The sequence below is a fragment of the Candidatus Pelagibacter sp. HIMB1485 genome (genome assembly GCF_052048055.1).
Taxonomy (GTDB): domain Bacteria; phylum Pseudomonadota; class Alphaproteobacteria; order Pelagibacterales; family Pelagibacteraceae; genus Pelagibacter.
Genome location: NZ_JBNAIN010000001.1, coordinates 403851 through 430603, shown reverse-complemented (window position 1 = coordinate 430603; position 26753 = coordinate 403851). Strand labels below are relative to the sequence as shown.

General features: G+C 25.4%; 28 protein-coding genes. 5 read left to right on the top strand and 23 right to left on the bottom strand.

Annotated features, from left to right (window positions below):
* Positions 1–19 precede the first annotated feature (19 nt).
* The 21 genes from ACTTA4_RS02265 to ACTTA4_RS02165 form a co-directional block, all read right to left on the bottom strand.
* Entirely contained in the window at positions 20–1300 is a 1281-nt protein-coding gene (locus ACTTA4_RS02265) for a DUF4910 domain-containing protein (RefSeq protein WP_440633358.1), read from the bottom strand.
* 40 nt (positions 1301–1340) lie between these two features.
* Entirely contained in the window at positions 1341–2132 is a 792-nt protein-coding gene (locus ACTTA4_RS02260; RefSeq protein ID WP_440633357.1) for an AAC(3) family N-acetyltransferase, read from the bottom strand.
* Positions 2129–2344: an acyl carrier protein gene (locus ACTTA4_RS02255; protein ID WP_440633356.1), complete on the bottom strand. Its 216-nt coding sequence runs from the start codon at positions 2342–2344 to the stop codon at positions 2129–2131. Before ACTTA4_RS02255 ends, ACTTA4_RS02260 begins: the two co-directional genes overlap by 4 nt.
* Positions 2345–2362: 18 nt before the next feature.
* Positions 2363–3259, bottom strand: coding sequence for a 3-oxoacyl-[acyl-carrier-protein] synthase III C-terminal domain-containing protein (locus ACTTA4_RS02250; RefSeq protein ID WP_440633355.1), 897 nt, complete (start codon positions 3257–3259; stop codon positions 2363–2365).
* Entirely contained in the window at positions 3256–3816 is a 561-nt protein-coding gene (locus ACTTA4_RS02245; RefSeq protein ID WP_440633354.1) for a hypothetical protein, read from the bottom strand. The genes ACTTA4_RS02250 and ACTTA4_RS02245 overlap by 4 nt, the downstream gene beginning before the upstream one ends.
* Positions 3817–3829: 13 nt before the next feature.
* A complete protein-coding gene (locus tag ACTTA4_RS02240) occupies positions 3830–5614 on the bottom strand; it encodes an ABC transporter ATP-binding protein (protein ID WP_440633353.1) in 1785 nt (594 codons plus the stop codon).
* Positions 5615–5705: 91 nt separating this feature from the next.
* Positions 5706–6803 (bottom strand): hypothetical protein, encoded by a 1098-nt coding sequence (locus ACTTA4_RS02235; protein WP_440633352.1) that lies wholly within the window; start codon positions 6801–6803, stop codon positions 5706–5708.
* 2 nt (positions 6804–6805) lie between these two features.
* On the bottom strand, positions 6806–7870 hold the full coding sequence (locus tag ACTTA4_RS02230) for a TIGR00180 family glycosyltransferase (RefSeq protein ID WP_440633351.1): 1065 nt from the start codon (positions 7868–7870) through the stop codon (positions 6806–6808).
* Between the two features lie 87 nt (positions 7871–7957).
* Positions 7958–8923: a hypothetical protein gene (locus ACTTA4_RS02225; RefSeq protein WP_440633350.1), complete on the bottom strand. Its 966-nt coding sequence runs from the start codon at positions 8921–8923 to the stop codon at positions 7958–7960.
* Between the two features lie 2 nt (positions 8924–8925).
* Positions 8926–9900, bottom strand: a complete 975-nt coding sequence (locus ACTTA4_RS02220) for a phytanoyl-CoA dioxygenase family protein (protein WP_440633349.1) — start codon at positions 9898–9900, stop codon at positions 8926–8928.
* Positions 9901–9920: 20 nt separating this feature from the next.
* Entirely contained in the window at positions 9921–10670 is a 750-nt protein-coding gene (locus ACTTA4_RS02215; RefSeq protein WP_440633348.1) for a cephalosporin hydroxylase family protein, read from the bottom strand.
* Between the two features lie 19 nt (positions 10671–10689).
* Positions 10690–11520 carry an SDR family oxidoreductase gene (locus ACTTA4_RS02210; RefSeq protein WP_440633347.1) on the bottom strand — a complete coding sequence of 277 codons (831 nt, stop codon included), beginning with the start codon at positions 11518–11520 and terminating at the stop codon, positions 10690–10692.
* Between the two features lie 24 nt (positions 11521–11544).
* Entirely contained in the window at positions 11545–12771 is a 1227-nt protein-coding gene (locus ACTTA4_RS02205; protein ID WP_440633389.1) for a methyltransferase domain-containing protein, read from the bottom strand.
* The gene (locus ACTTA4_RS02200) at positions 12771–13331 is read right to left on the bottom strand and encodes a dTDP-4-dehydrorhamnose 3,5-epimerase family protein (RefSeq protein ID WP_440633346.1); all 561 of its coding nucleotides are present in this window, start codon (positions 13329–13331) and stop codon (positions 12771–12773) included. The genes ACTTA4_RS02205 and ACTTA4_RS02200 overlap by 1 nt, the downstream gene beginning before the upstream one ends.
* Positions 13328–14383: a CDP-glucose 4,6-dehydratase gene (gene rfbG / locus ACTTA4_RS02195; protein WP_440633345.1), complete on the bottom strand. Its 1056-nt coding sequence runs from the start codon at positions 14381–14383 to the stop codon at positions 13328–13330. Before rfbG ends, ACTTA4_RS02200 begins: the two co-directional genes overlap by 4 nt.
* On the bottom strand, positions 14374–15150 hold the full coding sequence (rfbF, locus tag ACTTA4_RS02190; RefSeq protein WP_440633344.1) for a glucose-1-phosphate cytidylyltransferase: 777 nt from the start codon (positions 15148–15150) through the stop codon (positions 14374–14376). The genes rfbG and rfbF overlap by 10 nt, the downstream gene beginning before the upstream one ends.
* Before the next feature lie 147 nt (positions 15151–15297).
* The gene (locus ACTTA4_RS02185) at positions 15298–16206 is read right to left on the bottom strand and encodes a hypothetical protein (RefSeq protein ID WP_440633343.1); all 909 of its coding nucleotides are present in this window, start codon (positions 16204–16206) and stop codon (positions 15298–15300) included.
* 5 nt (positions 16207–16211) lie between these two features.
* Positions 16212–17147 (bottom strand): Gfo/Idh/MocA family oxidoreductase, encoded by a 936-nt coding sequence (locus ACTTA4_RS02180; RefSeq protein ID WP_440633342.1) that lies wholly within the window; start codon positions 17145–17147, stop codon positions 16212–16214.
* The gene (locus ACTTA4_RS02175; protein ID WP_440633341.1) at positions 17140–18069 is read right to left on the bottom strand and encodes a Gfo/Idh/MocA family oxidoreductase; all 930 of its coding nucleotides are present in this window, start codon (positions 18067–18069) and stop codon (positions 17140–17142) included. The genes ACTTA4_RS02180 and ACTTA4_RS02175 overlap by 8 nt, the downstream gene beginning before the upstream one ends.
* Positions 18066–18866: an SDR family oxidoreductase gene (locus tag ACTTA4_RS02170; RefSeq protein WP_440633340.1), complete on the bottom strand. Its 801-nt coding sequence runs from the start codon at positions 18864–18866 to the stop codon at positions 18066–18068. Before ACTTA4_RS02170 ends, ACTTA4_RS02175 begins: the two co-directional genes overlap by 4 nt.
* A complete protein-coding gene (locus ACTTA4_RS02165; RefSeq protein ID WP_440633339.1) occupies positions 18859–19566 on the bottom strand; it encodes an acylneuraminate cytidylyltransferase family protein in 708 nt (235 codons plus the stop codon). The genes ACTTA4_RS02170 and ACTTA4_RS02165 overlap by 8 nt, the downstream gene beginning before the upstream one ends.
* Positions 19567–19888: 322 nt before the next feature.
* Here ACTTA4_RS02165 and ACTTA4_RS02160 point away from each other — a divergent pair, with 322 nt between their 5' ends.
* The 5 genes from ACTTA4_RS02160 to ACTTA4_RS02140 are packed head-to-tail and all read left to right on the top strand — an operon-like array spanning position 19889 to position 24555.
* Positions 19889–20854, top strand: coding sequence for an aminopeptidase (locus tag ACTTA4_RS02160; RefSeq protein WP_440633338.1), 966 nt, complete (start codon positions 19889–19891; stop codon positions 20852–20854).
* 7 nt (positions 20855–20861) lie between these two features.
* Positions 20862–22343, top strand: a complete 1482-nt coding sequence (locus ACTTA4_RS02155; protein WP_440633337.1) for an ANL family adenylate-forming protein — start codon at positions 20862–20864, stop codon at positions 22341–22343.
* Positions 22333–23529: a pyridoxal phosphate-dependent aminotransferase gene (locus tag ACTTA4_RS02150; protein WP_440633336.1), complete on the top strand. Its 1197-nt coding sequence runs from the start codon at positions 22333–22335 to the stop codon at positions 23527–23529. The genes ACTTA4_RS02155 and ACTTA4_RS02150 overlap by 11 nt, the downstream gene beginning before the upstream one ends.
* Entirely contained in the window at positions 23529–23768 is a 240-nt protein-coding gene (locus tag ACTTA4_RS02145; protein WP_440633335.1) for a hypothetical protein, read from the top strand. The genes ACTTA4_RS02150 and ACTTA4_RS02145 overlap by 1 nt, the downstream gene beginning before the upstream one ends.
* On the top strand, positions 23740–24555 hold the full coding sequence (locus ACTTA4_RS02140) for an AAC(3) family N-acetyltransferase (protein ID WP_440633334.1): 816 nt from the start codon (positions 23740–23742) through the stop codon (positions 24553–24555). Before ACTTA4_RS02145 ends, ACTTA4_RS02140 begins: the two co-directional genes overlap by 29 nt.
* Before the next feature lie 33 nt (positions 24556–24588).
* Here ACTTA4_RS02140 and ACTTA4_RS02135 read toward each other — a convergent pair whose 3' ends face one another.
* Positions 24589–25602: a nucleotidyltransferase family protein gene (locus ACTTA4_RS02135; RefSeq protein ID WP_440633333.1), complete on the bottom strand. Its 1014-nt coding sequence runs from the start codon at positions 25600–25602 to the stop codon at positions 24589–24591.
* Positions 25590–26750, bottom strand: a complete 1161-nt coding sequence (gene neuC / locus ACTTA4_RS02130; RefSeq protein WP_440633332.1) for a UDP-N-acetylglucosamine 2-epimerase — start codon at positions 26748–26750, stop codon at positions 25590–25592. Before neuC ends, ACTTA4_RS02135 begins: the two co-directional genes overlap by 13 nt.
* Positions 26751–26753: the final 3 nt, after the last annotated feature.

Below are 26753 nucleotides of genomic sequence, written 5' to 3'. Positions count from 1 at the left end.
TATACTATTTAAATTTTTATCATTTATTTACATGAATCAAGTTATGACTTTCAAGCTTTTGTGCAATATCATACAAATCCCACATTGGTACATTTAGATTATCAGCAATTTCAAGAAGTGAACATTCACCATCACAAAAACTAATGAAATCCATCATCAACTTAACTTCCTTGTCAAATGCTTTTGTAGAAAGAGTTGGGTACAATCCTCGCTTACTCATCTGAGGTTCACACTTAACAGAAACTTTATATTTCTTATTTTTTTCGATTGCTTCTATTGCTTTTCTAATTGCCCAATAACCCCCATTAAGACCTTTTGGAGTAACTACGTTTTCTAAATCATCTAACGAAGTATGATACTCATCATATTCTCCATATTTTGTTCTTAAAATAGAAGCGATTGGCAAATCAATTCCAGGTGCACAATACTGACGTTCATCACTACCCCTATCCAACCAACTATATTGTACAAAATTACGATCAATCCACTTAAGAACATGTTTGCCAATTTTATCACTTATCGTTTTACCATTTCTTGATGGTACAAATGAATAAGCTCTATCATCGCCAACACAAGTTACATTATATCCAGCAATAGTTTTATCTTTCATTTCTTTGAAATTTTGGCTTAAATAAGCAATGGAACCAATTGTTTCTGGGATAAACACTATACGATAGCTATACTCTAATTGGTTAACCATTTGTAACCATTTTGCCAAAAAAGTAACAACTGTTGGACCAGATAATTCATTATTAGCCATGGAAGGATGGCAGATATAAGTACTTAAAAATATTTCCTTATCACTTTTACCTTTAATTAACAGCTCGCCGTAATTCATTTTACCATCAGACAAAGTAGAAGAGATTACAATTTTGTATAACCCATCATCTAAAGTATCAAACTGTTCTTGTGATAGACAAAAACCCCATCTTTCCTTATAGTAACTTGTTATATATGGGATTGCCTTTGGTTGTTTTGGCAAAGTATATAAATTCTTTTTTAATTCATTTAAACTTAGAGTTCCTTTAAAAGGTATACTGTATCCAACTAGGTGAAGATTGTTTTTAGAAAAATCACATATTTTTTTACCATTAGGAGTTACAATATAAGCTTCATGAACTTCCCACTCTTTTGGAATTACCCAGTCAAATACTTTAGTGCCAGATTTTATAGATTTAATATTTAAATTAGGTATATGATTAGAAATTTGATTTAAAGTATCAATTACTCCCTGACCAGTTAGACTCCTATTATATGGCCAAAGCTGTTTAGCTAATTTATGTATATCATTACCAATCATGTATTAAATTTTTTTTAAACTCTTAATTTAGCAATTATTTTTAGATCCATTTTTTTATTTTTGGCATTTTTTTTAACCAAACATATATATCATTTTCCATTAAACTCATCGTTTCTTTATAAAAATCATTTATAGAATATAAGTAGATATTACCTTTTCCCAGTTTGTCTGTATAAATTTTATTTTTTTTTTTAAAATTATCAAAAATTTTTTTATTTTTGTCTCTATGATTATCTTTAATCTCACTATAACAAACAGATAGGTAAAATTTTTCTCTAAATAATTTTTTCTTTTTAATTTTGACATTAAACTCCTTAACAAATCTGTAGGGAACACCTAACATAAACTCTATATGATGAATTTGTGAACATGTTAAATTTGGGGCTAGACCTATCGAAATAAACTTGGCATTTAATTTTATAATTTTATCAAAAGGAGAGTTAGGACCATTGGCATGTTTACTTTTACTTTCGGTAATATACTTTGCATATTTACCAATTGCTGATATTGATGAAAAAGGATGAAATTGTCTATACGCTCCCTTTTGTATCCTTAAATACTCAGTTAAAACTCCTGTTTCACTTGGGGTATGTTTTGGAGAGAAGGTTTTGTTACTTTTAACCAAACTCCATGAATGTGTTGGAAAAACAATTGTCCCTTTTTTTCCAATAGCATTTAATAATGTATTGTAATAATCAGGAAGTATCTTCTTGGGAGTTTTATAAAGTCCTAAATAGGACAAGTTTCCTGTTACATAAACAACGTCACCTTTAGTAATATTTAATTTATTCCAACATTTGATTAAATCATCTAAATTATAATTGCTTCTCATTTATGTTTTTTAATAAAAGCATATAACGTTTTAAAGTTATTAATTTTTTTTAAATCTTTCTCTTTTATTTCAATTTTATATTCATCCTCAATTACGCTGATAGCAGTAATTAAATCTAACGAATCTAAGTTGTTTTCCATAAAATTTTTTTCAAAATTTATTTTTTTTGAAATTTCATTTTCTATTTTTTTTTTTATTTTATTATCAAACATTTGATTAACTCTATATTATTAATTTAAAATTCCAATAGAAACCGATAAACCTACTCCAAAACCACAAATAAGAATTTTTTTTTTAGTTTTGTAATTATATTGTTTCATTAAAATTGGCAATGTTGACGAAACGGTATTACCAATATTTTTTATAAACGGTGGTTTTGATCTTTTTGGAATATTCAAATGATAAGATATTTGATCAATAATATATTTGCTGCCCTGATGAAAATAAAATTGATCTATTGAATTAATATCTAAATTATTTTTTTTTAAAAAATTTTTTATTTTTAAAGGAACAATACTGGTGCAGAATTTCATAACTTTTTTTCCATCCATTTTTAAACCATTATCGTTTATAATTGCCTCATATTCTCCTCCATAACTGAAAAATTCATAATCAATTAGTTTTTTTCCAGGTCCACCTTTTTTTAAAATAGAAACAGTAGCTGCGTCACCAAATAAAATATCAGTATTAAAATCATTATTTAAAATTATTTTTGAATAAGGATCGCACGTAAATAAAAGTGCGTATTGATTATTTTTTATAAATGATTGAGATGCTACTAAGCCAAATAGATAACCAGCACAACCTTGCGATATATCAAAACATGCTACGTTATTATCTAATCCTAAATTATTATGAATAATTGATGAGTTATGTGGAAGACCATTGTAATCAGGATTTTGACTACACAAAATTATAGCTCCAATCTTTTTTTTTATTTTTTTAATATCTATTTTTTTTGACACTTTAGTACAAAGATTTACTACCGACTCCTTATTAGATAACCTTGGTAATGAAGTGGCTCCAATTTTATTTTTTAAAAATGCATTACTTACTAACTTATATTTTTCTTTAATTTTTATTTTTTTTTTGGGTAATAAAAATTCTATTTGTTTTAATGTAATCATTTTCCAATACCTTGAAAATAGATTTTACCATATATACTTTTATTAATCATTATTTCAGACTCTGTATAAGAATTATTCATTATTTTATTAAATCTAATTGATATTTGCTTATTTTGTTTATCATAAATTTTTTTATATAAATTTACCCTTGCTACTAACCATTTTTTTCTTTTAATTTTTGTTACATGCCAAAATTTTGACATTGAAACTATAAGATCAATATATTTAATTTCTGTATTTAGATCACATTTTACATTTTTATTAGTTAATTTAAAAAATTTATTCAAGAGGTTTTCATCATAAGAATAATCATTTTTTATTTTAACTTTTGTCTCTTTGAATAATAAAAATTTTTTAATGTTTTTTTTTTCAATTTTGGCCACAATACTTGCATGATGACTTTTTTTATTTAGTGTATTAGTAATAATAATTTTTGGTTGAGATGTTAATATTTTATGAAATTTTATATCAATTTTATTAAATGAATAATTTTTATTGATAAAGCTAATTACATCAGAACTATGCAGGTAATTTCTTTTTCCTTTATAGATAAACATTAATTAATCTTTTTTATATTATCGTGTTAGAATTTTCTACGGGATAGATTAAATCTTTATAAGTGCCTTCACTTATAAGTTGACCTTTATCAATTTTAAATATTATATCACAATTTTTTACTGTATTTAATCGATGAGCAATTAAGATAATAGTAATATCTTTCTTAATATTATTTACTGCATCCATTACAGCTTTTTCAGTTTGATTATCTAAAGCACTTGTTGCTTCATCTAAAATGAGCACTTGAGGATCATGATATAAAGCTCTAGCAATTCCAATACGTTGTCTCTGACCACCTGATAACCTTACACCTCGTTCGCCAACAGAAGTTTGGTATTTATTTGGCAGTTCGTTTACTACAAATTCATGTAGATTTGCAATTTTAGATGCTTTTTCTAAAGCTAATTGATTAATATCTTTAGTTTCAACTCCTAGAGCTATATTTGCGGCTATTGTATCATCAGCTAAAAATATATTTTGAGGAACATATCCAATGGATTGCTGCCATGCTCTAAGGTTTTGTTTTGTTATAATTTGACTATCAACCTCTAAGTTTCCTTTTTGAGCTTCAAGTAATCCTAAAATTATATCGACTATTGTTGTTTTACCACTTCCTGTAGCACCAACAAGAGCTACAGTAGATTTTACAGGAATAGAAATATTAATATTTTTTAACGCTGTCCTTGTTGTGTTTGGGTAATTGAAGTGTATATTTTTTAAAGTAATAGATTTATTAATTGATAAGGTATTTTGATACTGATGTTGATCGGTTTTCTTTAATGTCTTTATATCAGCATACAGTTTATCAAGAGATGGTCCAATATATGTAAGTGTGGCTATAGATGCATAAATTTTTTGTAATGCAGGCATTAATCTATAACCTGCAAAAACAAATAAACTTAAAATTGGTAAAACATCACTAAAATTACCTGTTTGAGTCATTAAATAAAGTGTTACTAACAAAATCCCACCAAATGCAATAATTTCAAAAACAAATCTAGGAAATTCAGCGAAAATACTTGCTTTTGTAATAGCTCGAGCAAATATGTGGGCGGGATCAGAAAAACGTTTTAAATAAATTTTCTCTAATCCCCCAATTTTTATTTCCTTAGCCGCTCCAAAAGCTTCACTGACTGAAATAAATCTTAATTCATTTGCTTTCAAACGCTGATCTCCAAATTTATGAAGATATTTTCGTGAAATCATCAATACTATTGCGTATGCTAATATAAGTGAAAAACCAATTATCATTGAAATTTTAGTATTGGTTATGACCAGTAAAGCAACAATTGCTATAGTTACAAAAATTCCCGCAATCAAGTCCAACAAAGGCCTCACACCAGATCCAATTACTTGATTTACTTCTGTTAAAATAGTTTTTCCTAGTTCTGCACTATTACGATTTAAAAACCAACTATATGGTTGATTCAAATATCTCTCAACTAGACGTTTGCTAAGACTGTATTGGCGCATCTGAACAAATCTTACTTGCACATAAAGTGTAAGAGCCTTGAAAGAAATAGAAGTAACTAATAATATGAACAGTAAGACACCTAAACCAAAAATAAAATGTCGAGCATTCTCAACTCCAAAATTCTTAGAAATCTCAAACATTTCATTATATATCATATTAGTTTCGATTATCTCAGGAGATGAGAGGACTGCCATAAAAGGAAGTATAGATGCAACACCGAGCATGTCTAATAAAGCCATTACCAAAATCATGATTAATAGTAATATGGCTTTTTTGATTTCACTAGATGTGAGTAAAAATAAAATTTTTTTAACTGTCTGCATAAATAAAATATTATCTAATCGTCTAAAATCAAAAAACTAAAATTAAAAATACCTTAACATTCAATTGGCAGATTTTTAGAAAAAATTTAAGTCAAATTGAATTTTTAAGTATTTTAGATAAAATTTCTCTAAATTTTTCATTATTTTTATTTATAAATACTAAATCTTTTATAGAGTTATAATATTTTTTTTCCCAAGTAGATTGGCTGCAATTATTTAAATTCGTCAAAATTCTTTTTACTTCACTATAAGACAAATTTTTAGATGTAAAAAAATAATGTTTCTTTTGAAAAGGTTTTGGCCATCCAAACCAAAATTTACTTCCTGTCAAACTTGTTTGAAAACATGCAACCTTTTTTTTTCTTGCAGTCGCTTCATAACCAAGTGTTGACTGCATGAATATAATATTCTCAAATTTATCTACTGTTTGATAACTTTTTTTCCAATCAAAAATATTATGAAAAACACAATTAGACTCAAAATATTTATTGTAAAACTCCATCTCCTCTTTTTGAGTGGAATTCTTACGTCTTAAAAGAATATGAATTTTTTTATTTGATCTAGAAAAATATATATTGAGCAATTCTAATAATTTACAGAAAGATTTAATAACTTTTTTATCTCTTCCATCTTTATCATATTCAGAAATAAGTAAAAAATTTTTATTACTAGATTTTTTAACTTTAACAATGTTATTTCTGTAAGCTCCTAAAACATGAAAATTTGAATTTATAATCTTCTTATATTGTTTAATATAGTATTCGTTAAAAACAAAAAAATTATCACAATAAAAATTTTTATTTAAGAATTCTTTGTTTTTAAAATTTGTTGGATAACGACCTCCACTTTGCATTGAGATAAAATTTATATTTTTAAATTTTTTCTTTAATTCAAAAAATCGCACTTTTGAGTCATTAATTGAAATAACTATCTTTGGTGATGTATAACTTATAAAATTCTTGCAATAAGTAGTATAACTAAAGTCTAAAAAAAAAATTTGTTTAATAAAAATCCAAAAATAAATTTCTATCTCTCGAATTTTAATTACATTAAAATCTTGTCTGATTATATCCTTTAATATTTTTACATTAGACTCGTCATAAAGAAGTATTTTCTTTTTAATTGGAAAACTAAAAAGAAATTTGATTTTGATAAGTTTCTTAATTTTTTTAAAAAATATATTAAACATAACTATTTTTGATCAATTAAGATTGAAGTTATTTTATTTAATTCTTCTTGATTAATAAAAATTTTTTCTTTTTCAAGCACTTTGATCTCCTCTGAAAAATTTTTTTCATTTAAAATAGGTCTATACCTGTAAGTTTTTATATGGTACCATTTTTTAATAAACTTGATTAATGCTTTAATTTCATATGGTATTAATTTTGAAATTTTCCTTAAATAATTTTTTTTAGTATTTTGATTTATTTTTTGGACATATGTTTCAAAAATATTTTTAATAGTATGTTCGTCTAATTTTGACTCTTGATTTAAGTCAAGTTTATTAACAATTTTTTTCATATTATATAGAAATATCTCTTTTTCTTTCTCAAATTTTCCATTATTCCACCAAATATCTATTTTTGGATCACTTTCGATATTGATTTTTGTTTCTTCATTATTTCTCAACCACATTAGTTCTGAAATTATTTTTGATTTTCCAGATATAGTAATCAAAAATTCTACTTGTAATTCAAATGAACCAAAAAAATTAAATTTTTTTTTAAAAACATTTGAAATTACAATTTTCCATATATTTGTTGTAATCACTGAATAAAAATGAGCTGGGACATAGGCTGAAAAATGAGTATGAGCTCTTACTTTCGCATTATTGTCAATTAAATCAAAATCTTTTAATTTAGAATACTGCCTAATGCCAAATATTTTTTTTTTTTTAGTGCGAAAACCTATTGCGCGACCCCCACAACTTGAATAGCTTGGATTTGATAATAAAAAATTAATGCATGAACGTAATGCTGAAGGTAGATAAAATTCATCATCACAAGCTAAAATAACAAACTCTGTTTTAATAAAATCAACTGAATTCAAATATCTTTCGTACAAACTTTTTTGACTATGTATGTATGTTAAATTTTTGTAATTTGTAAAATCATCTTCTAATTTATTTAAGCTCCCATCTATAATTAAAATATTCACCTTATAATTTGACCAAAATTTGATAATTCGTTTTAAGTATTTTTGTCTATTATAAGATATTATAACTATCGTTAATTTATTTAATATATCTTGTGACATTTGGACAAAATTTAATTTTAATAAAAAAAATCTATACCAGGAAATAAAGATTTAAAAAGAAATAAATATAATTCATTCTTAATGGCATTAACTGATCGGTACGATTTGACTTTCTTTATCATTACTGACTCTCCAATGGTTTAAAAAAGCGTCAAGCAAAAGAGATGTACTTTTTTTAACTTCTATCAATTGTGGGAGTATCTTTTCACTTTTATTATTACCTATTAAAATTGGCTCTAAAAATTGTCCCATTTCACTAAATTTTAGCAAGGGCATGCTTTTTAAAAGAATATTATTTTTAAAAATTTCTCCTGATAATTCGTGATATTTAATCTCCTCATCAACATAATCAAAAATCCAAGTTGAATCATTATTATCTTTACTCCAATCCATTATTAATTCAATGTTGTTATTAAATTTCACTTTAAGAATTCCTCTAACATCAAAAAAACCATGGCGTGTAGCTGATGGATGCCAATGATTGTTTAATTCTGTTGTGTCAATTTTTATTAACTCAGCATCAAACCAATAAGAAAATAAATCTATAAAATGAAAAGAATTACTTAAAAGTTCCCAGCGTCCTCCTAAATATCTAACTTTTTTTAATGGCGCGTTATTATCCAATATATTCTTACAAAATTTAGTTGCAGGTTGCAATCTTCTACTATGATTTACATAAACTTTTTGTTTATCAAGACAGTCTACTAAAGTTTTAAGTTGATCCGATGACTGAACTAATACTTTTTCAATAATCCAATTTTTCGTAGAATATAATTGTCTAAGTTCTTGAATAATCTTTAAACGAATATCTGCATTGGTTGAAACAACAATTACATCTAAGTTTTTTTGTGCATCACTAATAGAATTTATAAAACACAATTTGTGTTCATTTAACGCAAGCGATTTGTCATTATCTAGTCTTTTTTTTAATACATTATATTTTGATTGATCAGTGTCAAAACAATAAATTTTTGCTGGCGTCTTAATTTTGGATAAAGATAAAACCCACCATGAACCGAAGTTACCTATACCAACTACTAAAATGTTTTTCATTATTAAAAAATTTCATTTTCTAAACAAAAATATATCCTGCTGCCATGATTTTTTAACTTAATTGCTAATGATTTCCACGCTTTAGATTTTAAATTGAATGAAGATTTAGAAAAAATTAAAATAGGTGTATTTGGATGACTTTCTAAAATATCTAATATCTCTGGATAAAAATCTAAATGATGCCATTCAGAAGTTTCTTTTATAATAGAAAAGCCGTGCTTTATAGCGTAATCATTAATTACTACTCTTTGCGCATTGTGCCCTATATGTTTAACATCACCAGACTGAAAGACAACAGATACACATTGTGTCAACAATTTTTTTTTTGGTTGAGATAACTTTATATAATCAACATCTAACACTCTGGTGCCTGGATCTTCATCAATTGGTAAGCATCGAAAATCTAAAGAAACTCTGACCTGATCGCTGTTATTATGAACTGTCCCGTGGAGTATTTTGTTAGAGAAACATAGCATTTCATTTTTTCTAATCAAAGCAGGCTTAGAATTTTCTCTAGCAATAGAGTCTAGCAAATTTAAAGATAATTGTTCAGACTTAAATTTTTTAAGTAACATTTTAGACTGTTTATCTTCAAGTAACCAAAGACAATTTTCTTGATTTACATTGGTTAGTGGAAACCAGAAATTAAGAATATTCTTACCGTGTCCTGATATTAAATAATCATTATGAAATGTTACCGATTTAGAGCCAGGCAATTGGATTCTAAAAGTAGGTTGAGCCTGATGATAAAAATCACTTAAACCCATATGTTGACTGGCAACACGTAAAATATCACGATATTTTTTTTTAAATATAGGAGACTTTACATGTTGATTACCTAAATTTGTATATTTAGACCAATTTGACTTATTAAACAATCTGTTCCATTTTGAACTTGGCCCAATCAGTTTTTCAAAACTATGAAGAATTGGCTTTACATTAATTTTTAAAACTTCTGCTAGGCCAACATTTTTCATTTAATATTTTATTATATATTTTATATAACACGTTTTAAGTAACCACTGGGTGCAACAGTAATTAATATTTTATTTTCTATGTTTTTATCTATCACAAAATTATCATTTTCTTTAAGATACTCCCAAACTGCTGTTTTTGGATTATTATCTTTGCCCCAAGGCCTTTCCTTTGAAAACTCACTAGGCATATCTTGTACAAGAGTATCAAATACCACACAATAACTTCCAATACTCACAAGCGGTGCATAAGCTTTTAATTCTGCCAAAACATGTTCATGAGTATGATTGCTATCTAAACATACTAGTATTTTTTTACCTTTCTTTATAAACTGATGCACATTTTCAATCATTTCTTTATCTATACTTGAGCCTTGAAACATTGTAATTTTTTTGCTCATAGGGTGAGCTTCTATTGCTTTTTTATTATGCTCTCGTATATCTATATCAATTCCTAGCACTTGACCGTTTTCTATCTCACCACAAGCCTCCAAAAGTGTGAGCATAGAAGCGCTGAGTATGAGCGAACCACCATGAGCGATTCCAGTTTCTATAATTATATCAGGCTTTACATTCCAAATAATTTCTTGCAATGCCATTATATCTTGTGGACTTTGAATTATTGGCCTACCTAACCAGGAAAAATTGTAAACATATTGTTTCATCATGCTATGTTGCAACCACTGGTCTGCTAAGCTTCTTAATTGTGTATCTTCACTGTTTTTTTTAATTCTCTCTTCTCTTTCTCTAACAAATTGTTGTATTTTTTCCATAATTTCTTCCTAAATAAAATTAAATTTTTAACCCATTTTCAAAATCATACTTAAAATCAATAGAAAATTCTTTTTTAATTTTGCTATTAGATAAATTTGAATAAATTGGTTTAATAGTTTCATCACTTTCTATATTTAAATTCAAAAAATTAGAGATGTTATCAATAGAGTAACTTTTTCCATACGACAAGTTATATACATCTGTTCTTTTTATTTTTAACAAGATATTCGTAATATTTTCTACCACATCATTTATATGAATATAATCTTTTTTTGAGTATCTGTTTTCCTTAACGCTTAAATTATTAAGAGACTCTTTCTTATATCTGATTATCTTTTTGATTAAAGTCGTATCATCCAAAAAATCAAAATTGCCATAGACATTTGATAATCTTAAAATTGCGATTTTGTAATTTACAGAATCAGAGTAATTAATTAGCAAGCTCTCAGCTAATTTTTTACTTCCATCATATATATAATCTAAATTTAAACTATTATAACAATTATATGAATCTTCTTCAAAAATAAAATTATCATCATTCGAAAATCCATAAACTCTACTAGAGCTTAAATATATATAGTTATATTTTATTTTTGCTTTTTCCAGAATATAACTATTTAGACTAACATTTGACTCTACAGTTTCAATTAATTTTTGTCTAAAATCTCCACTATTACCAGCACAATTTATAATATAATCAAAAAACTCTTTTTCTATAATATCTATATTTTCTTTTGTGATTGATATTGGATTAATTTTCAAACTTTTCAAATAATTGATTAAGTTTGAACCAATATATCCTTTGCCTATAACTCCAATTTTTTTACTTCGTAATTCAGAAAAATACATTTTTTTATTAAATTATTAATTTTATCATTTCATGATCTTAATTTTAGGTATAGCTACTACAAACTTACCATCCCATTTTTTAATATAGCTGAGCTGTTCAATTACTTCATCTTTAATATTCCAAGGCAATATTAAAATATATTCAGGTTTTAATTCGATTATCTTCTCTTCGCTTACTATAGGGATACGACTTGAAGGAAGAAATTTTCCTTGTTTGTGTGTTGATTTATCCACCACAAACTTTAACAAATCATTTTTTATTCCTGCGTAGTTTAAAATGGTATTACCTTTTGCTGCCGCACCATATGCTACAACCTTATTTCCTAAACGTTTTTGTTCAATTAAAAATAAGACTAAATCATCTTTAATTTTATTCACTTTTTCTTTAAATTTAACATAGGTTTTTAAATCCTTAAGTCCTTGAGATTCTTCCTCTTTTAAGATTTCATGTACTGATTTTGAGGTTTCACGTTTATCATTTTGATGACAACCATAAACTCTTAAACTTCCACCATGTGTTGATATCTCCTCCAAATGACAAACTCGAAGACCAAACTGAGAAAAAATACGGGATACAGTATAAAGAGATAAGTATGAAAAATGTTCATGATAAATTGTATCAAATTGAGTTTGATTGATTAAGCGCATTAAGTGAGGAAACTCCAAGGTAATTGACCCTCCTGGCTTTAAAATAGTCTTCAGTCCTTTAGTAAAATCATTAATATCTGGCACATGTGCATATACATTGTTTCCAATAATTAAATCTGCTTTCTTTCCTTCACCCACAAGTTTTTTGGCTAAAGCTTCACTAAAAAATTTTCTTAAAACTGGAATATTTAATTTTTCAGCAACTTCTGCTGTACTGTTGGTTGGCTCTATTCCTAAGCAAGAAATATTTTTTTCTGTAAAGTTTTTTAACAGATAACCGTCGTTTGATGCGATTTCTATAACAAAGCTCTTATCATTTAAATCACAATACTTTATTATTTTATCTGTATAATTTTTTGCGTGCAAAAGAAAACTACTCGATGTACTGGAAAAATAAGCATATTCTGGTGAAAAAAGAGACTCTGCATCAATATAATCTTCTGTTTGGACTAGCCAACATTGATTACAAACTTTAATCTTTAAAGGTAAATGAACTTCAGCGCGATTTAGATCTTCTTTATCTAGATAAGAATTAGAAGGTGAAGTGCAACCAAGATCTAAAAAAGTATGTTCTAAAGGTGTCTTGCAGTGACGACAATTTATCACAATTCTACTCCTTTAAAGTTATTAGTTAACATAGAATGATTACTGTCACGATTTGAAATTTGAGTAATTTGTTCTGGCCAATTTATATTAATCATTGGATCAATAGCGTTTATTGCACCTTCAAATTCTTTATTATAATTTTCAGTATGAAAGTACAGCATTTCACAATCTGGAGTAAGTGTTTGAAAACCATGAGCAAAACCCTCTGGTATTAAATAGCTTTTATTATTATCACTACTTAGTAACTCGGCATGATAATTTAAAAAAGTTGAAGATCCTTTTCTCAAATCAACAGCTACATCCCACACCTTTCCCTTTATGCAAGAAATGATTTTGATTTCTGCAAATGGCGGGTGCTGATAATGTAATCCGCGAACTGTTCCTTTTTTTTTGGTATACGATTTATTTACTTGTTGTATTGTTTTTTTATCTATTAATTGAGAAAGTTTATCTTTACAAAACAACCTACTTAAAGATCCTCTTTCATCTTTACTGGGTTGATGAACAATTATTTTTAGATTTTCTATAGATGTTTTTTGTAAAATAAAATTACTCATAAACTTTGATAAAGTTTGATTTGTTTAATTGAAAACTCTGATATTTTTTCATTATTTTGATACGCAATATGCCATTCAGCTATATTATCAATCGCATTTTCCAAATTCCATTTTGGAGTCCAACCTAATTTTAATTTTGCTTTAGAAATATCTAATTTTAATAATGTCGCTTCATGTTTTTGTTCTTGTTTCTCTATTATCCATTTAGCATTTGCGAATTTTTTTGATATTCTATCTAAAATCCACATTACTGTTTTAGAACCAGACTCATCTGGACCAAAATTCCAAGATTCTGCAAAATTATTTCCATTCTTAATCAGTTTTTCAGCTAATATTAAGTAACCAGACAAAGGATCAAGAACATGCTGCCATGGACGAACGGCATTAGGCGAACGAATATGTAATACCTCATTATTGTTTATAGAACGAAAAAAATCTGGAAGTAGACGGTCTTGTGCCCAATCCCCACCTCCAATTACATTACCTGCTCTTGCAGTCGCAACCTTTATCTCGGTTTTTAAAAATGAATTTCTATAAGCATCTGTTACAAGCTCAGAGCAAGCTTTACTACTTGAGTAAGGATCAAATCCACCCAGTCTATCAGTTTCTTGATATGGCCGATTCCATTCTTTATTTTCATAACACTTATCAGTTGTAATATTTATGATTGCTTCAACAGTATCTACTTTTCTTGCAGCCTCTAAAATGTTAACTGTACCAATAACATTTGTTGTATAAGTTTCAATTGGGTCATCATAAGATTTTCTAACAATAGCTTGTGCGGCCATATGAAATATAATTGATGGTTTTGCAGCTTTTATAGATTTTATTAAATCAGATAAATTACGAATATCACCTATAGTAGAATTTTCAATTTTATCCTTTAAATTTACTATTTTAAAAAAATTTGGACTAGTTGTGGCATCAAGCGAATAGCCATAAACTTTTGCACCCATTTCTGTTAACCAAAGTGCAAGCCATCCTCCTTTGAAACCTGTGTGGCCTGTAAGAAAAACTGATCTGCCACTCCAAAAATTATAATTTATTTCCATATTTTCCATGGAGCTTGATCTTTGTTCCACAACTCATCAAGTATTTTCTTATCTCTCAAAGTATCCATTGGTTGCCAAAACTTATCATGCTTGAATGCATATAGTTGATTGTTTTTCGAAAGATTTTTCAAAGGTTCAGCTTCCCAACTTGTCTGATCATCTTCAATTAAATCAATTACACTTGGATTTAACACAAAAAAACCACCATTTATCCAGCTACCATCGCCATCTGGTTTTTCTTGAAAACTTTTAACAATATTTTTTGGTCCAAATTGTAAAGCTCCAAAGCGACCAGGTGGACGAGTTGCTGTTATTGTTGCCTGCTTACCATGATTTTTATGAAATTTAACTAACTCAGTAATATTTATATCTCCTAAGCCGTCACCATAAGTAAAACAAAAAGCTTCTTCATCTTTAATATACTCTTTTACACGTTTTAATCGACCTCCTGTCTTTGCATCTTCCCCAGTATTTACTAAAGAAACTTTCCATGCTTCTGTATTATTATTTTTTACCTCCACCTTATTTTCTTGCATATTAAAAGTTACATCGGATTGATGCAGAAAATAATTTTTAAAATATTCTTTTATAACATAACCTTTATATCCACAGCAGATAACAAATTCATTAATACCATGAGCGGAATAAACTTTCATGATGTGCCAAATAATGGGCTTGCCGCCTATTTCAATCATTGGTTTTGGTTTTATATCAGTCTCTTCAGAGAGACGGGTACCATACCCCCCAGCTAATATTACTGCTTTCATAAATTTAATAATTTAAAGTTTTAATTATATTATTTGTATCAATATTTCACTAAATTTTCCTTGAATAGAGCAAATTATCTTTTCTTAATTTAAATAATATCTTGTAATTTGGTGAAATTTAATTTTTTATTAGATTTTAAAATAAGATCAAAAGTTTATTTTTTTGCTATATTTAATCTGTTTTAATAAATCTAGTGCTTGCTTTAAAGAACAAATATTTTTAAAATTTTTCCTAAATATCTCAGTGTACATATCTTTTGAAGTTTTCAATTGAGAATACTTTTCTAATTTTAAAGTTTTTTTTCTATTTTTATTAAATAATTTAATTTCAGAATTTAATAGATCTAAATAAATTTGACCACCATCTTTCAAACAAATTGATAAATGTCTTCTAGGCAACTTGTTAAAGTAAGTTAATTTAATTTTTACTAAAGTATTTTTATTTATACTTCCAAAAATTAAAGCAATATCGTTAGAAAAAATATCTAAATTGGAGATTTTTTTTTGAAATATTTTTGAGATCTTTAAATCCTTAAAAAGCCATCTTAAATAGTCAATTTCATGACTCAAATCCAACAATACACCACCACCTTTACTTTCAAATGCACTATAACTTTTAGAATAATCAATATTTTTTCTCCACAAAGGTAAGTAACTTGAAGTTTCAGCTTCTACAAAAAAAACATTATCTAAATTTACTTTTTTTTTTATATACTGTAAGCATTTGTGAAATCTAAAATTGTAAGCAACAAAAAATTTATTTTTTTTTGGTTCAAAATTATGAAATTTATCAAAAATAGGTTTTTCACAAAGTATTAATTTATTATTAAATTTTTTTTCAAGAAATTTGCAAACAGAGAAATGTTTGTATGTTTCGTTAGCTACCACTATCAGGTCAGGATTTAATTTATTTATTTTTTTAATAAATATAAATTTATTATAAGATTTAATTTTTTGATTTGTTTTTATATAAATTTTTTTTATCTTTTTGTTTGATTTAAGTATTTTTGCGTGTCTTTTGCCAGCTGATCCAAAACCTATAATTAAAGCATCCATCAAAATTATGTAATTGGAACTTTTTTGGAATTTGGGAATTTAACTTTCCATTTTTTTAAAAAAAAATCAATTAATGGATAGTAGAGCTTTGCTGAATTTATATAATGTGGAAGATCTGATTTATTTTTTAAAAGTATTTTTTTTATTATATTTGTCATTTTTATACTAAGTGGATCATTTTTAAAAAATAGTTTTTTTTTATTATTTTTTATTTCAAAAATATCTTCTTTTTCCTTGATAAAGAAAGTTTTATTATTATTTCTAATAGTTATCTTTAGGTTTTTTGGTAAAAAATTTTTTTTTGATAACAGAAAAAGTTCATTACAACCAAATTTAAGTTGTAATTTTGCATTATCTATTTCTTGAAAACCATTTCTTTTTGCTGGGAACCATTTTGATATATTTTTTTCCTTTATTGAATGTAACTGTTGTTTAGTTAGAAAATTAAATAAATCAACGTAATGGAGACTATTACAGCATATTCCCCAACTATTACCTTCGACTCTCATTGATACTTTATCTTTTATATTTATTTGTGATTTAACAAACTTATAAATATCCTCACATCTTCTATCTGTATTGACCCAAATATTTTGCACTGGTTTCAAAATATTATTCAATTCAAGTAATTCTTTGGGGCTTTGTGTCAATGGTTTTTCTAAAATCAAATTTTTAAAATTTGATATATTAATTATTTTTTTTAATAAAATATGTCGATTTTGGCAAGTTGTTGAAATAATACATAGATTAATTTTTTTTGGAATAGATTTTAAATTGCTTGAAGCTTTGACATATTTTCTAATCGAATTATGTTTTTTCATAATCGAATTAATCTTTTTATCAATTATAAAAAGCTGTATATTAGGTATTCGAATTCTTTTTATAGCTTCATAATATCTATATCCAAGTGATCCAAAACCAACTATAGCAATTTTATACATATAGTTTTTTAATTAGCTTAACTGTATTAAAATAGTCATTTAAACTTACTAGTTTATGTTTTTTATCATTAAGCATTTTTAAAAATTCATTTACTTGTATAAATAATCCTGGTTTGAATTTTAAATCTATTTTTGAAATATCGTGAAAAATTCTTATTCTTTTTCCTTTTATTAATTTTTCTTGAACTAGATTTTCTAGTGGTTTCATTTCAAAACTCTGATTTTTTTGAATAATATTTATTGACCAAGGACCAGGTGAGTTCCAATTACAATGATACAATACCTCATCCTTGCTAGAAAAAAATAACCTAGTTATATTTTCAGAAAATTTATTATTTTCAAATTTTTTCAATCGTTGTATTTTAAGCAATTTACCTCTTGCGTATATATTTATAAAATCAATTAAATGAACAGAATTCCAATACATCAAATTTTTATTGTAAAGTTTTGATCTAGAATTTTGTAATTCTTGATCTCTAATTGAAATCAATCTTTTACCATTATTTTTAATAATTAAATTAAATGCTTTAAGATTGCTGCTATAAAATCTTCTATTTAATGCTACATAAAAATCTTTGTTTTTCATTTTTGTAATAATTTTTTTTGTCTCATCAAAATTTATACCAACAGGCTTTTCACAAAGAATTCGATAATTACAAACATTTAAATTATCTATTATATTTTTGGTTGCCTCTGCATTTACAGCTATTATCAAAGCATTAATTTGATCATCATTTTTTAAATCATTTAGTGATTTATATATTTTTTTAATTTTATATTTTTTTTTTAAAATTTCAGATTTAGATATGGTTCTTGAATAAATTGCTTCTAAAATTATTTTTTTTTTTAAAAAAACTTTTAAATATTCTTCAGCCATATAACCGGCTCCGATTATACCTATTTTAAAATTTTTTTTTTTCATATAATTGAATATCCACCATCAATTATAATATTTGAACCAGTAATATAAGTGGAAGCTGATGAGGCTAAAAAAATTACTGATGAAGGAATTTCTTGAGGTGCCCCCATTCTTTTTAAAGGAACCTTTAAATTAAATTTTTTTATAAACAAATTGTCCTGTTTTTTTTTGCTACCTTTTATGTGTCCCTTTATTCCTCCAATTACAAGATTATTCACTCTTATGTTGTATTTACCATAATAAGATGCCATTTGTTTTGTAAAATGAATAGTTGAGCTTTTGACTATTCCATAAGTCATATTTTCACTAATATTGGTATTCTTATATAGATTGCTATCTTGAGCTACTAAACCATACATTGAGCTTAATTGAATAATGCTTCCATTAATATTATATTTTGCCATTTGATCAGCGATACTTTTTGCTATCCACACATAACTATTTAAATGTAATTCAATATTTGTTTTAAATGATTTAAATTTAATTTCTTTAAATGTATTTTTTTTCCAGTCCTTTGAGACGGGATAAGAGGCATTAATTAATACATCGGGACATTTATTTTTTTTAATATAATTTATAAAAAAGTTTTTAATATTTTTTTCGTTAGCACAATTAAATTTAATATATTTTGTTTTTGAATTTTTATTTTTATTTTTATTTTTTAAGTCTATGTCGAATACTGTAATTAATGCATCATATTGCTCTAATGCACTTACAATCTGAGACCCAATTAGGCCACTACCACCAATTATAAATATCTCTTTACCTTTTAAACTAAATAAATTCTTAAAATCAGTCATTAATTTTTTTACCAAAAAATTCCACCATTTTAAAATCAGATAAACTATCTATATCAATTGATCTATTATATGGCATTTCAAAAAAATAAGTTTTTTTACAAAAAGGCCCCTTTTGCTTAAAACATGCATCTCTTTTCCAAAAATAGATTGAAGCATTAAGTTCATAAACTACAGGAGCGTCTTGCGTTCTTACATAAAATTTTTTTGGCTTTATGACAAGCTTAAGTGAATTTTTTCCTTTTTTTTGAACCATATTAAAATATGGGTTTTTTCTAGCTTTATTTCCTGAAATCAACATATCTTGCTTGGAGTGTTTAAGTTTTTTATAAGCATTTTTGATGTCATTTATTTTTCTTAATGGCGATGTGACATCAAGATCGCAAATGTAATCAAATTTATAGTTATATTTTTTTTCTGCCTCTAAAGTTGCATGTCTTATAACTGGCATTTTTGCAGCTTTATCATTTGAAAGCTTTTTTGGTCTAATGAACCAGGCCTCAGCACCATAATTTACTGCAATTTTTCTTAATTTAATTGAGTCTGTTGAAAAAACAATTTTATTGAATATTTTTGAAGATTTCGCTTGTGCAATAGTGTGGTAAATCAAAGGTTTGCCAAATAATTTTTTAAGGTTTTTATTTTTTAATCGCTTAGATCCAGCTCGAGCACATATTATACATAGAACTCTTGGTTTATTCATATTAATCCTTTATTCTAAATATATTTTTATTACTTTTTATCTCTATTGCTCAAATCTACCCAATTTTCATAAATCGAGCAACTAAACAATATCTTATTTTTTTAACTGGCTGCTAACAAATTATTTTCTCGTTAAATTTTTATTATTAAAATTCTTTGATAAATCTTTGCTTACAAAATCAACAAAGCTATTAATTAGACAAGTGATCATCAACTATTTAATTTTCAAATTAGGTTTTTTTATTTGTAAAATTTACTATTATATGAAATTAAATAATTAGTTTGAGATACTAAGATGATAAAATTTTAACAAATAAAATTACATGTTTTACGAAAAAATAATAAATATCTTTTTAAATAATACTATTAATATTGAGTCAAAACTAAGAGCATTAATAATATATGACTCTTCTACTCTCAATATATTAAAGTATTTTGTTTCTGCACTAAATCAAAAAAATATTTTTACAATTTGTAAAAAGATTGATTTAAAAAAAAATCACGGTTTTGAACCTCCAGTTAGTATCACTAATGCTATGAATGATTCGAACTTAGTTTTATGTTTAACAAAATATTCAATGGCACACTCAAAAGCTAGAAATAATTTTTCAAAAAAAGGTGGAAGATTTCTAAGTATGCCTGGTTATTCAAAAAAAATTTTATCTAATAAAGCGTTTTTAGCAAATTTTAAAAAACATGAAGCGATTACAAAAAAAATATCAAAAATATTAAGTCTAGGAAAAAGATGCAAAATTTTATCAGAAGATGGGACTAATCTAGAATGTGATATGAATGGAAGACTAGCGAACTCATGTCCAGGTCATGTAATAGAAAAAGGATCACTCGGATCACCTCCTGATATTGAAGCTAATATTTCTCCTATTGAAAATCAATCAAATGGTTTTTTGACGATAAATGGATCAATTGCTAATGATAAGATTGGTTTATTAAATAAACCTGTTTATTTAGTTATTAAAAAAGGAAAAATAGTACAAATTAAATCTGAATCAAAAAAAATAATTAATTTATTAAAAAAAACATTTTATAAATTTGGTCCAAAATCAAAAGTGCTTGCTGAAATTGGCATTGGATTAAACAAAAAAGCAAAATTAACTGGTCATATGTTAACTGACGAAGGATCTTACGGATGCATTCATTTTGGATTTGGTTCAAATTTTTCTGTTGGTGGAAAAAATAAAGTAGATTTTCATTTAGATTTTATTACAAAAAAACATAGTCTATATGTTGATGAAAAAATAATAATTAAAAAAGGTAAAATTATAATTTAAATAAATCATGAAAAACTTCTTTTTAAACAAAGGTAAATACTTAAACCTAAAAGATAAAATTTTTTTAAAAGAGCGAGACGGTATTAGTTTAACTTTTAGTGAGTTTAACAAATATGTAGATTATCAAATTAAAATTTTTAAAAAAAACAAATTAAATGAGAAAGATCCTGCCTTACTAATTTGTACAAACTCTATTAGATGTTCAATTATAATTTTTGCAGCAATAAAATATGGTCTAAAACTAGTAACTCTTAGTAGGAATCCTACCAATTTAGAGTTATCAAATATGATAGAAGAATTTAGACCAAAAATTGTAATAACTTTAGATAAATCATTATTTAAAAGTAAAAAAATTAAAATAAAAATTCTGCATATAAAAAATAATCTACCAAAAAAGGTTAAAATAGTGAAAAATTTAAAAATATCTAATAATGGATATTTAATTGTAAAAAGTAGTGGGACCACAGGGATTAGTAAAAATATATGTCTAAGTTTTAAAAAACTATGGGAGTCAGGAGAGAATTTTTGTAGGATTCATAAAGTTCCACATAATAGTGTCTTTTGGAACTACTTGCCATTTTCGTATTTAGGAGGGTTATTTAATTTACTTATACTTCCTGCTACTTCTGGATCCACGATACTTATAGACAAGAGTTTTAACAGTACGATGTTGCTATCATTTATTTCTACAATTAAAAATTTTCAAATAACTAATATTTGGTTAGTACCAAGTATATTAAGATCTTTACTAATTCTACATAAACATACTAAAATTGATTTAAAGCAGATTGGATTAAAACAAATATTTGTTGGTACAGCTCCTTTAAACTTTAAGTTAAAAAAAGAATTTGAAGAAAAATTTGGATTATACCCTTTAGAAAATTATGGTTTAAGTGAAACTACTTTTATATCTACTGAACTTTCAAATAATAAAAAATCAATAAAAAATGGATACTTAGGAAAAAAATTAAACCAAGTAAAAATAAAGGTACTAAAAGAAAAAAATTCAAAATTCGGTGAAATTTATGTAAAAACACCATATTTATTTGAAGGGTATTATTATAAAGGAAATTTAAAAAAAATTAATAAAAATTCTTTTTTTCCAACTGGAGACATTGGTTTAACAAAAAATAATCTTATTCAAATAAAATCTCGAAAAAAAAATATAATTAAAAAAGGTGGAATAATGATTTTACCCGAAGAGCTTGAAGATAAAATCAAAAAATTTGATAACCTAATCGAGGCTGTATGCCTTAAAAAGGATAGTTATCTTTATGGTGAAAGTTTTGATATTTTTATAAAAATAGAAAATACAAATAATAAAATTAAACAAAAATTAAAAAATTTTAAAAAATGGTATTACACAGGTTTTAGTAAATTATTTTGGCCTGATTCTTTCTTTTTAGTTAAAAATTTTCCAACGACTAGCACTGGTAAAATAGAAAAATATAAATTGAATAATGTAAAATTTAAAAAAAATGAATTTTAGTAAAAAGGTTATAGAAACACCTCAAGCATTATCTGTATATTTAAATCAGCTTGTTTATGAATTAAAAAGTAGAAAAAAAAATATTGTTACGCTTTCACTAGGTGAGTCTTTTTTTGATATACCTTACTTGGGTATCGAAAATGTTGATTTCTCAAAAGGTTACCATTATTCAGACTCAAAAGGTCTTAAAGAATTAAGAATTAAAATCGCCAATTTTTATAATAAATTTTATAATACAAAAATAAATTATGAAAAAATTTTAATCTCAGCAGGATCAAAAATAATTCTTTATATGTGTTTTCTTTCCTTATTAAATAATAAGGAAGAAATTTTAATACATGAACCTGCCTGGCTGAGCTACAAAGAGCAAGTCAAATTGGCAAATGGGAAACCAATATTTTTTCCATTCAATGAAAATTTAAAAAATTTAAACAAATATATTGGTAAAAAAACAAAAGCTTTTGTTATCAATAATCCCAATAATCCAGTTGGTAAACTATATACAAAAAAAGAACTTAATTATATTTTTAAAATTTGTAGAAAAAGAAAAATATATTTAATTGTAGATGAAGCATATAGTGATTTTGTAATAGGTAAAAAATTTTTTTCCTGTGCTAATTTAGACTCTGAGCTAGAAAATTTAATAATAGTTAACTCACTTTCTAAAAATATGGGTATGTCAGGATGGAGAATTGGTTACTTAATTACAAACCCAAAATTTTTGATATTAATTGAAAAACTTAATCAGCATTTGATTACTTGTGCCCCAACATTTTTACAAATGTATATGGAAAAAAACTTTGAAAAAATACTATCATATACTTTACCCCAAATTAAAAATCTTCTTTATAAGAGACAAAGAATTCAAGCATTTTTAAAAAAATTAAAATTTAAATTTTTGGAAGGAAATTCAACATTTTATTTTTTTATTGATATAACTGAATATAAACAAAATGCTTTTACATTATGCGTTAACTTATTAATTGACGAGTCTATAAGCATCGTGCCAGGAAATGCTTATGGAGAAAATACAAATAACTTCTTAAGAATATCGATTGGAACAGAAAGTGAAGATAAAATTTATCAGTCATTAAAAATTTTAAAATATAAACTTGAAGAAAATAATTATACGACACAGAATACTTTAAAAAAACTTGATAAAAATTCCTTAGCGAGATTTGATTAATGAAGATAGAAAAAATAGAAATATATAAAATAATAAGTAAAATATCAAAAAAGAAGATTGTTAATGATAAACAGTTAAAAACTTATCTTTTAGATTCTTTAGCAATGATGAAAATTATTATAGAATTGGAAAGACATTACAAAATACAAATAATTAAAAATATAAAGCCAACTAGCTTTAATACAATTAAAGGAATTATTAAGCTAATCAATGATAACAAAAAAACAAATAAGAAATAGTTTATTAAAAGTTGGTTTGAAGAAAAATATGACATTATTGATGTCATCATCTTTAATTTCGTTAGGTAGAATTCAAGTTGAAAATTATTATGAAACTTTTCTTAACGAAATTATTAAAATTATAGGAAAAAAAGGAACTCTTTGTGTCAATTCATATACTACTAATGTAGTAAGATACGGTAAAGTATATTTAGGTAAAAAAACACCATCAAATGCTGGGGGATTTGATAATTTCTTGAGAGGATTAAGTTCTTCCAAGACTAGTGACCATCCAGCACATTCTGTTACTGCTTATGGTTATAATGCAAACTACATATGTCGTAATAATGGGATAAATAATTATGATTTAAATTCACCTTATTTTAGGTTGTTAGAATTAAATGCAAAAATTTTAAGAATTGGAATTCATTATGACATAAATTCTTTCACACACGTTGCTGAAGCTTTATGTGGAGCGCCCTATTTTTATTGTAAATGGTTAAAAATAAAAAATAAAAAAAAACATAAATTTTATAGCATGTATGTAAGACACTTAGGTTATGATTTAAGTTTCAATCGCAAAAAAACAAAAAGAGATTTAGATTTAACTAATAAAGTTAAAATTAAAAGCAGTTTATTAGGGTTAGGTAAAGTTCACCTACTAGATGCTAATGAATATTTTAATTATATAAAAAAAAAATTATCTAAAAATCCACACTATTTATTAAGAAAAAAACCAAATTATAAAAAGGGGCAAATTCCTTTTGATGGACTGTCTAAAGGAAGAGACGGTGTTTTCAAGAGATAATATCATATTAATTTAAATTGAAATTAAATTAATCTACTTATTATTTTTATAATCTAATTTATTTCCAATATCTATCCAGTTTTCATAAATCGGATAACAAAAAATTTTTTTATTTTTTTTTATTTGATGTGTTATAAATTCATTCATCATTAATTTTTTATTTTTTACAATAGATTTTAAAATATTTTTATCCATTATGTAAACTCCGGCATTAATTAAATGATAAATTTTTGGTTTTTCTTTAATGGCTTTGACTTTTTCATGATTTTGCAAGATTTCACCGTACGGCATTTCAAAAAATTTGTTTTTTCCACAAATTGTTATATCAGCTTTTTTTTTATTATGATAATCAACTAAATTATTGTAATCAATATCAGAAAGTAAATCTGAGTTAGTAAGTATTAGTGGAAATACCGTTTTTTTAAAATCTACTAATGATAAAGACCCAGCTGTGCCTAGGAATTTTTTCTCATTTATGTATTTAATGTTAACCTTTAATCTCTTGCCGTTACCAAGATATTTTTTAATCTTATGTCCTAGATAATTAACAGATATTATAAAGTTCTTAAATCCTTGGTCTATAAAATTTAATATAATTCTCTCTATAATAGGTATTCCTTTTATTTTTAGAAGTGGTTTTGGGGTTTTTTTTGTTAAAGGCATCAACCTTAAACCTCTACCACCTGCCATTAAAAAAACTGTATTTTTCTTATTTCGTATTAAATTTGTGTTAAATTTAAAATCAACTATTTCTCTCTTTTTATTTACAACTGGAATACAGATAAAATCCTTAACAGATGAAGAATTATTAGTATTTTGCCTAAAATATTTAGGCTTTCTGTACATAATTTTTTCGACTGAATCTTTTAAGTCAATTTTTTTTCTTATTGACCTACGTAAATCACCACTTGATATAGACCCCAAGAGTTTGTTTGTTTTATTAACTACAAAGAGTATTTTTATTTTTGATTTTGTGATTTTATTTATGGCTTCAGAAATATTCTGGTCATTATAAATTATTGGAAATTTTTTTTTTAAATTGTACATTTTTTTAATTTAAAATCTTTTCTTTTAAATTTAAGGAAAATACTTTCAGGCAGTGATTTAATTGACGCGTTAATATTATAAGGATTATTAATTTTTTGATATTTATTTAACCTACTATTTATCATTTTGATTATTTTTTTTTGATCTGCCTCAACATCAATAACATTATTTGGTTTTAATCTTGATTTTTGTCTATCACCAATATTTAAAGTTGGACAATTAAAGACAACGGCCTCTTTAATTCCACTTGAGGAATTTCCCATGCAGAACCCTTTTTTACTTTTTCCAATATAATAAAGTAATGAGTGATAATTTTCTCTTCCCAGATGTTTAAATACACTTATAGTCGGTATATCTATTTTTAAATTATTTATTTTAGATACTATATATTTGTATCCTGGATCAAAATTTGGATATGTTATAATAATTTTATAGTTCTTTGATAGTATCTTTAAAGATTTAAAAACTTCATCTACATCTTTGTTTGGATTAGGCTTAATTTTTATTATAGGATGGAATGTAAATAAAATAAGTGGTTTTTTTTTATTTAAAGAAAAATTATTTTGAATTTTTTTCAAATCAAACTTATTTTTTTTTAAAAAATATAATGGAGAATAGCCTACATTTAAACATCTCCACTTTTCCTCACCCATTTTAATTATTCTTATCAATGATCCTTTATTAGATGTTAGATGTAAATGTGAAAGTTTAGTAATGGCATGCCTTATACTATCATCTAGAGCCCCCCCTTCAGTTACATCACCACCCTCATAATGAATTATTGGTATTTTTTTTAAATATGCAGCAACAGCAAATGCTAAAGTTTCAAATCTATCAGATGACAAAAAAACTAAATCAAAATTTTTCTTTTTTAGTAATAAATTAATTTTGTTTTGAAGTTTATTAAAATAATCTGCTGTATTTTCCAAATCATTTGTTTTAAGTGGAATTTTTATTTTATTAAAAATTTTAATACTATCTTTTTTTATTTCATTTACTGATGACCCAAATTTTTTTTCTAAGTGTGATCCAGCAACTACAAATTTGATATTAAATTTTTTACTTTTTGAAAAAATTTTTATAAAAGGATATATTAATCCATACTCAGCTCTATTTGCAGAAAAAAAAACAATATTTAATTTTTTCATAAT

Bases quoted from the DNA above. Each gene is read 5' to 3' on its own strand.
- ACTTA4_RS02180 (WP_440633342.1), bottom strand. From the start codon at position 17,147: ATGTATAAAATTGCTATAGTTGGTTTTGGATCACTTGGATATAGATAT.
- ACTTA4_RS02210 (WP_440633347.1), bottom strand. From the start codon at position 11,520: ATGTATTTTTCTGAATTACGAAGTAAAAAAATTGGAGTTATAGGCAAA.
- ACTTA4_RS02140 (WP_440633334.1), top strand. From the start codon at position 23,740: ATGATAACAAAAAAACAAATAAGAAATAGTTTATTAAAAGTTGGTTTG.
- ACTTA4_RS02255 (WP_440633356.1), bottom strand. From the start codon at position 2,344: ATGTTTGATAATAAAATAAAAAAAAAAATAGAAAATGAAATTTCAAAA.
- ACTTA4_RS02220 (WP_440633349.1), bottom strand. From the start codon at position 9,900: ATGAAAAATGTTGGCCTAGCAGAAGTTTTAAAAATTAATGTAAAGCCA.
- ACTTA4_RS02260 (WP_440633357.1), bottom strand. From the start codon at position 2,132: ATGAGAAGCAATTATAATTTAGATGATTTAATCAAATGTTGGAATAAA.
- ACTTA4_RS02185 (WP_440633343.1), bottom strand. From the start codon at position 16,206: ATGGATGCTTTAATTATAGGTTTTGGATCAGCTGGCAAAAGACACGCA.
- ACTTA4_RS02240 (WP_440633353.1), bottom strand. From the start codon at position 5,614: ATGCAGACAGTTAAAAAAATTTTATTTTTACTCACATCTAGTGAAATC.
- ACTTA4_RS02165 (WP_440633339.1), bottom strand. From the start codon at position 19,566: ATGAATAAACCAAGAGTTCTATGTATAATATGTGCTCGAGCTGGATCT.
- ACTTA4_RS02245 (WP_440633354.1), bottom strand. From the start codon at position 3,816: ATGTTTATCTATAAAGGAAAAAGAAATTACCTGCATAGTTCTGATGTA.
- ACTTA4_RS02135 (WP_440633333.1), bottom strand. From the start codon at position 25,602: ATGTACAATTTAAAAAAAAAATTTCCAATAATTTATAATGACCAGAAT.
- ACTTA4_RS02170 (WP_440633340.1), bottom strand. From the start codon at position 18,866: ATGACTGATTTTAAGAATTTATTTAGTTTAAAAGGTAAAGAGATATTT.
- ACTTA4_RS02230 (WP_440633351.1), bottom strand. From the start codon at position 7,870: ATGTCACAAGATATATTAAATAAATTAACGATAGTTATAATATCTTAT.
- ACTTA4_RS02200 (WP_440633346.1), bottom strand. From the start codon at position 13,331: ATGAGTAATTTTATTTTACAAAAAACATCTATAGAAAATCTAAAAATA.
- ACTTA4_RS02235 (WP_440633352.1), bottom strand. From the start codon at position 6,803: ATGTTTAATATATTTTTTAAAAAAATTAAGAAACTTATCAAAATCAAA.
- ACTTA4_RS02250 (WP_440633355.1), bottom strand. From the start codon at position 3,259: ATGATTACATTAAAACAAATAGAATTTTTATTACCCAAAAAAAAAATA.
- ACTTA4_RS02225 (WP_440633350.1), bottom strand. From the start codon at position 8,923: ATGAAAAACATTTTAGTAGTTGGTATAGGTAACTTCGGTTCATGGTGG.
- ACTTA4_RS02145 (WP_440633335.1), top strand. From the start codon at position 23,529: ATGAAGATAGAAAAAATAGAAATATATAAAATAATAAGTAAAATATCA.
- ACTTA4_RS02175 (WP_440633341.1), bottom strand. From the start codon at position 18,069: ATGAAAAAAAAAAATTTTAAAATAGGTATAATCGGAGCCGGTTATATG.
- ACTTA4_RS02155 (WP_440633337.1), top strand. From the start codon at position 20,862: ATGAAAAACTTCTTTTTAAACAAAGGTAAATACTTAAACCTAAAAGAT.
- ACTTA4_RS02265 (WP_440633358.1), bottom strand. From the start codon at position 1,300: ATGATTGGTAATGATATACATAAATTAGCTAAACAGCTTTGGCCATAT.
- ACTTA4_RS02215 (WP_440633348.1), bottom strand. From the start codon at position 10,670: ATGGAAAAAATACAACAATTTGTTAGAGAAAGAGAAGAGAGAATTAAA.
- ACTTA4_RS02160 (WP_440633338.1), top strand. From the start codon at position 19,889: ATGTTTTACGAAAAAATAATAAATATCTTTTTAAATAATACTATTAAT.
- rfbF (WP_440633344.1), bottom strand. From the start codon at position 15,150: ATGAAAGCAGTAATATTAGCTGGGGGGTATGGTACCCGTCTCTCTGAA.
- rfbG (WP_440633345.1), bottom strand. From the start codon at position 14,383: ATGGAAATAAATTATAATTTTTGGAGTGGCAGATCAGTTTTTCTTACA.
- neuC (WP_440633332.1), bottom strand. From the start codon at position 26,750: ATGAAAAAATTAAATATTGTTTTTTTTTCTGCAAATAGAGCTGAGTAT.
- ACTTA4_RS02150 (WP_440633336.1), top strand. From the start codon at position 22,333: ATGAATTTTAGTAAAAAGGTTATAGAAACACCTCAAGCATTATCTGTA.